The following is a 5,725-nucleotide window of genomic DNA, read 5'->3' as shown; positions in this document are numbered from 1 at the left end:
TGACGCCGATCAGCGTGAGGATCAGGTCACCGCTGACCCCGGCCAGGATCTCCTTCTCGTCGAGCTCCAGGGCGTACGGGCGCCCCAGCACGCGGGCCCGGCGGCCGGGCTGAGCCTGGTCGACGTACGCCGGCTCTGGCCGGACATCGTCGAGGCCACGAAGCTGCGCCGGCGGGTCACCTGGATCCATCTCACCCAGCACGCCCAGGTCGTCGGCGTCGACGCCAAGACCCTCACCCTCGGCTTCTCCAACTCCGGGGCCCGGGAGTCGTTCGAGAACGGCGGCAGCGGCGAGATCGTGCGCCAGGCCGCCATCGACGTCGTGGGCTCCGACTGGCGCATCGAGACCATCGTCGACCCCGGCGCGCAGGCCGAGGGCACGCCGCAGGTGACCCGACCGGCGAGCCCGGCGGAGCCGCTGCGCTCCGAGCCCCCCGAGCCGCCGGCGCGCGAGGAGCCCGCGGGCCCGCCGTCGTGGGCCGACGAGCCCGGACCCGAGGGACAGGGCTCCGAGGGCGCGGGCGCGCAGGGCTCCCCGGGTGTGCCCGACGACCACCACGACGAGGGGCGGACGCCCCGGGCCGACGACCACGGCGCGGTCGACGGCGCCCCGGCCCGGGGCGTCGCCCCCGAGGCGACGGTGGCGGTGGTGCCGGAGGTCCGCACCGCCGGCCCCGACTCGATCGCGGCGGCGCGCGGCGCCATCCAGCAGACCCGCACGGGCGGTGTGGACCGTCCGCGCAGCGACGACCTGGCCGAGCGCGACGCCGACGCCCACCCCGACGACCTCGACGCCGACAGCCACGAGCTGGGGGGCGCCGAGCTGCTGGAGCGCGAGCTGGGTGCCCGGATGATCGAGGAGATCCGGCACCAGTGACCGCCGTCCTGGCGCGACCCGTCATGCTGGGCCCGCACGCACGCACCCGACCGGACACAGAGGTGACCCCATGACGCAGAACCCCTTCGACGCGCTCGGTGGCGGCGGTGGCGGCTTCGACATGAACGCCCTGCTCCAGCAGGCCCAGCAGATGCAGGAGCAGCTGCAGGTGGCCCAGGAGCGGCTGGCCTCGACCACGGTCGAGGGCACCGCGGGCGGCGTGACCGCCACGGTGAGCGGTGTCGGCGAGCTCGTCGGCGTCCGGATCGCCCCCGGAGGCTTCGACGCCAGCGACGCCGAGAGCCTCGTCGACCTCGGCGACCTGGTCGTCGCGGCCTACCGCGACGCCAAGACCCAGGCCGACGCGATGGCCAGCGAGGCCCTGGGCCCGCTGGCCGGCGGCGGCGAGATCCCGGGCATGCCCGGCGGCTCGCTCGGGCTCTAGGTCCGAGCAGCAGGGGAGGGGAGCGCGGTGTACGAGGGTGTCGTCCAGGACCTCATCGACGAGCTCGGGCGCCTGCCCGGGGTCGGTCCGAAGAGCGCCCAGCGCATCGCCTTCCACCTCCTGCAGGCCGACCCGGTCGACGTCCGGCGCCTCGCCGACGTGCTGATCGAGGTCAAGGCCAAGGTGAAGTTCTGCTCGATCTGCTTCAACGTCTCCGAGGACGAGCAGTGCCGGATCTGCCGCGACCCGCGGCGCGACCCGACCGTGCTGTGCGTGGTCGAGGAGTACAAGGACGTCGTGGCCATCGAGCGCACCCGGGAGTACCGCGGGCGCTACCACGTGCTGGGCGGGGCGATCAGCCCCATCGACGGCATCGGGCCCGACCAGCTGCGCATCCGCGAGCTGATGATGCGGCTGGCCGACGGCACGGTCACGGAGACGATCCTCGCCACCGACCCCAACCTCGAGGGCGAGGCGACCGCGACCTATCTCACGCGGATGCTGCGCCCGATCGGGTTGCGCGTCACGCGTTTGGCGAGTGGACTGCCGGTGGGTGGTGACCTGGAGTACGCCGACGAGGTCACCCTCGGACGTGCTTTCGCAGGGAGGCGAGCAGCAGAATGACCCCGACCCAGACCTCTGACCCGGCCACGGGCCCCGCGGTGCGCGAGACCGGCGCGCCCCTGGCCGCCGGCGCCGAGCGCCCGGCCCTCGACGCCGAGACCGAGGAGTTCGCGCAGCAGATCGCCGACCAGGTGGCCAGCTTCCTGCTCGCGCTGCGCGCGGTCTCCCAGGAGCCTGACGCCGGCCGCACCATCTCGCTGCTGCTCCTCGAGATCAGCCAGGTGCTGCTCGCGGGCGCGCGCCTGGGCGCCCAGCGCGACTTCACCCCGATCGCGGAGTACCAGCCCGACGTGGGCCCCGAGGCCGACCTCGACGAGATGCGGCTGCGGCTGGCCGAGCTGCTGGGCGGTCTCGACACCTACGCCTTCGTCTTCGACCCCTACGTGCCCGAGGTCGTCGAGGGCCAGCTCTCCGACGACCTCACCAGCATCGCCAGCGACCTCGAGAACGGCCTGCGCCACTACCGCGCCGGCAACGTCGAGGAGGCGCTGTGGTGGTGGCAGTTCTCCTACGTCTCCTCGTGGGGCAACCTCGCCGGCGCCGCGCTGAACGCGCTGCTCTCGGTGGTCGCCCACGACCGTCTCGACGTCGACCTCGACCTCGACGCCGACCAGGTCGCCGCGGCCGATGAGATGCTGGCCGATGAGATGCTGGGCGGGCGGGCCACGACGCCCCGATAGACTCCGTCACCGGTCAGGACGCGGTGCACAGGCCGCGTCTCACGCAACACCGGGACCTCGAGGGACATTCATCGTGGGCATTGTCGTCCAGAAGTACGGCGGGTCGTCGGTCGCCGACGCCACCGGCATCAAGCGGGTCGCCCAGCGCATCGTCAACACCCGCAAGCAGGGCCACGACGTCGTGGTGGTCGTCTCGGCCATGGGCGACACCACCGACGAGCTGCGCGACCTCGCCGAGCAGGTGACGCCGCTCCCGCCGCCGCGCGAGCTCGACATGCTGCTCACCGCGGGCGAGCGGATGTCGATGGCGCTGGTCGCGATGGCCATCGCGCAGCTGGGCCACAAGGCGCAGTCGTTCACCGGCTCCCAGGCCGGGGTGATCACCGACTCGGTGCACGGCAAGGCGAAGATCATCGACATCAGCCCCGGGCGCATCGAGCAGGCCATCGCCGACGGCGCGATCGCCATCGTCGCCGGCTTCCAGGGCGTCTCGCAGGACACCAAGGACGTCACCACGCTGGGCCGCGGCGCCTCCGACACCACCGCGGTGGCGCTGGCCGCCGCGCTCGGCGCCGACGTGTGCGAGATCTACACCGACGTGGCCGGCGTCTTCACCGCCGACCCGCGCATCGTCCCGGCGGCGCGCAAGCTCGACCGCGTCTCCACCGAGGAGATGCTCGAGATGGCGGCCTCCGGCGCCAAGATCCTCCACCTGCGGTGCGTCGAGTACGCCCGCCGCTACGACGTACCGATCCATGTCCGCACCTCGTTCGACACCGTCGAGGGCACGTGGATCCTTCCCGACCACCGTTCAGGAGAGAACCCCATGGAGCAGGCGATCATCGCGGGCGTCGCCCACGACCGGTCCGAGGCCAAGATCACCGTCGTCGGGGTGCCCGACAAGGTCGGCGAGGCCGCCCGCATCTTCGAGACGCTGGCCTCCAGCGAGGTCAACATCGACATGGTCGTGCAGAACGTCTCGGCCGCCGCGACGGGCCTCACCGACATCTCCTTCACGCTGCCCCGCGAGGACGGCCAGAGCGCGATGGGCGCGCTCGCGCGGATCCAGGACGAGGTCGGCTACGACAAGCTGCTCTACGACGACCAGATCGGCAAGGTCTCCCTCATCGGCGCCGGCATGCGCTCCCACCCGGGCATCACCGCGAAGTTCTTCTCGGCGCTGGCCTCGGCGGGGGTCAACATCGGCATGATCTCGACCTCGGAGATCCGGATCTCGGTGATCGTCGACGAGGGTCAGATCGACACCGCCGTGCAGGCCACCCACACCGCCTTCGACCTCGACGCCACCGAGGTCGAGGCCGTCGTCTACGGCGGCACGGGTCGATGAGCGGGCTGCGCATCGGCGTCGTCGGCGCCACCGGCCAGGTCGGGGTGGCGATGCGCCAGATCCTGGCCGAGCGCAAGGTGCCGGTCGAGGAGATCCGCTTCTTCGCCTCCGCGCGCTCCGCGGGCCGCACGCTCGACTTCGAGGGCCGCGAGGTCGTGGTCGAGGACTCCGAGACCGCCGACCCGACGGGTCTCGACATCGCGCTCTTCTCCGCCGGCGCCACCGCGTCGCGGGCGCTCGTGCCGCGCTTCGTCGACGCCGGCGTGGTCGTGGTCGACAACTCCAGCGCCTTCCGCAAGGACCCCGCCATCCCGCTGGTCGTCTCGGAGGTCAACCCCGAGGCCGCCCGCGAGGTCATCGCCGCGCGGCGCGGGATCATCGCCAACCCCAACTGCACCACCATGGCCGCGATGCCGGTGCTCAAGCCGCTGCACGACGAGGCGGGCCTGGTGCGCCTGATCGCCTCGACCTACCAGGCCGTCTCCGGCTCCGGCATCGCCGGCGTCGACGAGCTGGCGGGCCAGGTCTCGGCGGCGGGGGAGGGGAGCCGCGAGCTGGCCTACGACGGCTCGGCCGTCGCCTTCCCCGACCCCCGGGTCTACGCCCGCACCATCGCCTACAACGTGCTCCCGCTGGCGGGCTCGATCGTCGACGACGGCCTGGGCGAGACCGACGAGGAGCAGAAGCTGCGCCACGAGTCGCGCAAGATCCTCGGCATCCCCGACCTGCGCGTCTCGGGCATCTGCGTGCGCGTGCCGGTCTTCACCGGCCACTCGCTGGCGATCAACGCCGAGTTCGCCGAGGCGATGACGCCGGCCCGTGCCGCCGAGCTGCTCCGCGACGCCCCGGGCGTCGAGCTGGTCGACGTCCCGAACCCGCTGGCGGCGGCCGGGCGCGACCCGTCGTACGTCGGGCGGCTGCGGCAGGACCCGGGCGTGGACGGCGACCGGGGCCTGGCCCTCTTCATCAGCAACGACAACCTGCGCAAGGGCGCGGCGCTCAACACGGTGCAGATCGCCGAGCTGGTCGCAGCCGGCCTCTGAGCGCAGCCCGCTCACGCACCACGCACGAGGGGCGGCACGGTCCACCGGACCGTGCCGCCCCTCGTGGCGTCTGCGAAGAGCTCAGTCGTCGGGGTCGATCAGCGTGGTGACCCAGTGGGAGAACAGGTAGGTCACGCCGGTGACCAGCGGGATCACGAGCACCATCCACCACTCCAGCAGGCTGTCGACGAGGAAGAGCAGGCTCACCACGCCGAGCAGGCCGATGGCCAGGAAGCTCGTGCTCCCGGCGTCACCGACGCGGAAGAGACGCAGCAGGGCCGTGCCCAGCACCACCATCGCCGCCATGATGGCCAGCAGCGCCAGGAAGCCGGGTCGGCCGCAGGTCGAGGTGCCGCGCACGGCCTCGCAGCCGGCCAGGGCCAGGGTCGTCAGGGCCACGGTGACGATGCCGACGACCAGACCGGTGACCGCGGCCGCCACGGGCCCGCTCACGGCCTCCAGGGCCGTGCCCAGGCCCGGACGGGGCGCCGTCGCGGGACGGGGCTCGTCGGCGACACCGACCGCGGCCGCGGTGGCCGGGGCGGTCGTCGGGGTGGGAGCCGAGGGCGCCGCCTGAGCGGCGGCGGGCCTGGGGGCCGCGGAGGGAGTCGCGGCCGGGGTCGGGGCAGGAGCCGGCGGCCGGGATGAAGGTGAGCAGCGTGCCCGACACGACGCCGGGCAGCGACAGCGGCCAGGTGACCTTGAGGA

At 73.0% G+C, this 5,725-nt stretch carries 6 protein-coding genes and 1 pseudogene; 6 read left to right on the top strand and 1 reads right to left on the bottom strand.

Features of this window, described 5'->3' with window-relative positions:
* The 6 genes and pseudogenes from LPA27_RS18990 to LPA27_RS18965 form a co-directional block, all read left to right on the top strand.
* Nucleotides 1–877 (top strand): annotated as a pseudogene (locus LPA27_RS18990) (hypothetical protein); the annotation flags it as partial.
* Between the two features lie 70 nt (nucleotides 878–947).
* Nucleotides 948–1,322, top strand: coding sequence for a YbaB/EbfC family nucleoid-associated protein (locus tag LPA27_RS18985; RefSeq protein WP_056863158.1), 375 nt, complete (start codon nucleotides 948–950; stop codon nucleotides 1,320–1,322).
* Between the two features lie 27 nt (nucleotides 1,323–1,349).
* Entirely contained in the window at nucleotides 1,350–1,946 is a 597-nt protein-coding gene (recR, locus tag LPA27_RS18980; RefSeq protein ID WP_056863159.1) for a recombination mediator RecR, read from the top strand.
* Nucleotides 1,943–2,626 (top strand): DUF5063 domain-containing protein, encoded by a 684-nt coding sequence (locus LPA27_RS18975; protein WP_082500080.1) that lies wholly within the window; start codon nucleotides 1,943–1,945, stop codon nucleotides 2,624–2,626. The genes recR and LPA27_RS18975 overlap by 4 nt, the downstream gene beginning before the upstream one ends.
* A gap of 73 nt (nucleotides 2,627–2,699) precedes the next feature.
* Nucleotides 2,700–3,974, top strand: coding sequence for an aspartate kinase (locus tag LPA27_RS18970; protein ID WP_056863160.1), 1,275 nt, complete (start codon nucleotides 2,700–2,702; stop codon nucleotides 3,972–3,974).
* Nucleotides 3,971–5,017, top strand: coding sequence for an aspartate-semialdehyde dehydrogenase (locus LPA27_RS18965; protein WP_056863161.1), 1,047 nt, complete (start codon nucleotides 3,971–3,973; stop codon nucleotides 5,015–5,017). Before LPA27_RS18970 ends, LPA27_RS18965 begins: the two co-directional genes overlap by 4 nt.
* Before the next feature lie 81 nt (nucleotides 5,018–5,098).
* Here LPA27_RS18965 and LPA27_RS18960 read toward each other — a convergent pair whose 3' ends face one another.
* Nucleotides 5,099–5,470: a hypothetical protein gene (locus LPA27_RS18960; RefSeq protein ID WP_228943533.1), complete on the bottom strand. Its 372-nt coding sequence runs from the start codon at nucleotides 5,468–5,470 to the stop codon at nucleotides 5,099–5,101.
* Between the last annotated feature and the right edge of the window lie 255 nt (nucleotides 5,471–5,725).

The sequence above is a fragment of the Nocardioides sp. Leaf374 genome (assembly GCF_916862475.1).
Taxonomy (GTDB): Bacteria; Actinomycetota; Actinomycetes; order Propionibacteriales; family Nocardioidaceae; genus Nocardioides; species Nocardioides kribbensis.
This window is presented reverse-complemented; position numbering and strand designations above follow the sequence as displayed.

Coding starts and splice junctions, on each gene's coding strand:
- LPA27_RS18985 (WP_056863158.1), top strand. CDS start 948: ATGACGCAGAACCCCTTCGACGCGCTCGGTGGCGGCGGTGGCGGCTTC.
- LPA27_RS18975 (WP_082500080.1), top strand. CDS start 1,943: ATGACCCCGACCCAGACCTCTGACCCGGCCACGGGCCCCGCGGTGCGC.
- LPA27_RS18965 (WP_056863161.1), top strand. CDS start 3,971: ATGAGCGGGCTGCGCATCGGCGTCGTCGGCGCCACCGGCCAGGTCGGG.